Origin of the sequence: Bradyrhizobium liaoningense (genome assembly GCF_018130955.1) — a bacterium.
Classification (GTDB): Bacteria; Pseudomonadota; Alphaproteobacteria; order Rhizobiales; family Xanthobacteraceae; genus Bradyrhizobium; species Bradyrhizobium liaoningense_C.
Genome location: NZ_JAFCJM010000156.1, coordinates 1 through 1050, shown reverse-complemented (window position 1 = coordinate 1050; position 1050 = coordinate 1). Strand labels below are relative to the sequence as shown.

Genomic DNA, 1050 nt, shown 5'->3' with positions numbered 1-1050 from the left:
GGTCTCGTCGAACACCAGCTTGAGCTGGTCGCCGTTCAACAGGTTGACACCGTTGAACGAGGAGTCCTGCGAGGTCGTGTCGATCTGGTTCAGGATGTTGTTGTACTGAGACACCAGATTCGCACGCGCCGTCTGCGCCACCGCATCCTGGATAGGAGTGGAAGCCGTCGAGAACGTCAGCGCCGCAGTCAGGGTACCACCGATCGCGCCACCCGCCACCAGAGAACCGATCGTCGACGAGGCATAATCGTTGGAGACGGTGATCGTCAGCAGGCCGTTGGCGTCGATCGTCGCGGCCAGGTTGTTGGCCTGGAGTTGCGTGTTGAGCTGATCGAGCGTCTTGACCGTGCCGTTGGTGCCGTCGCCGAAGGTGACGTTGACCGCCGTGCCGCCGTTGAAGGAGGCGAAGGTCAAGGTCTTGCCCGCGATGCCGCCGATGCCGGAGGTACGCGCCGCGGTGAAGGCACTTGCCGTGCCGGTGTTGCCGGCGAGACCGAACACGTTCAGGGCATTGCCCGTGCCGGTGATCGACAGGTCGGCGTTGATGCCGGTCGAGATCCGGAGCTGGCCGGAGGTGTTGATCGTCGAGTTGGACTGACCCGTGGCGGTCGACAGCGTCGCAGTGCCGTTGGCGGCAATGCTGGCCGTCTGGGTGCCGGTGGCAAGGTCGATCGCGTTCAGAACGTCAGCAACGGTGCCGGCCTGCAGATAGACCGTCGAGTTGCCGTTGCCGTCGGTGATGACGTTGCCGCTCTTGCCATAACCGCTCGGGATCGCAGGAGCACCCGCAGAGCCCGGAACCGGAGCATTCTTGAAGGTGATGATGTGACCATCGACATTCAGCGTTGATCCGTCCTGGACAAGCTGACCGAGCGAAGCAGCGCTGGTGGTGCGGGTGACGCTCACCGACGCGTTGCCGCCGCCGGTCGCCGAGCTCAGGCCGAGGGCCTTGAGCAGGTCGGACTTGCCGGTAACGCTGAGGTCGGCACCGGTGGAGCTGCGCAGCGTGACCTTGCCGGCCGAGGTAACACCGACGTCGGAGGCCGTCTC

General features: G+C 64.5%; 1 protein-coding gene. It reads right to left on the bottom strand.

Going from position 1 to position 1050, the window contains the following annotated elements:
* The coding region (locus JQ632_RS39165; protein ID WP_212408051.1) for a DUF1522 domain-containing protein at positions 1–1050 on the bottom strand (1050 nt) is incomplete at both ends.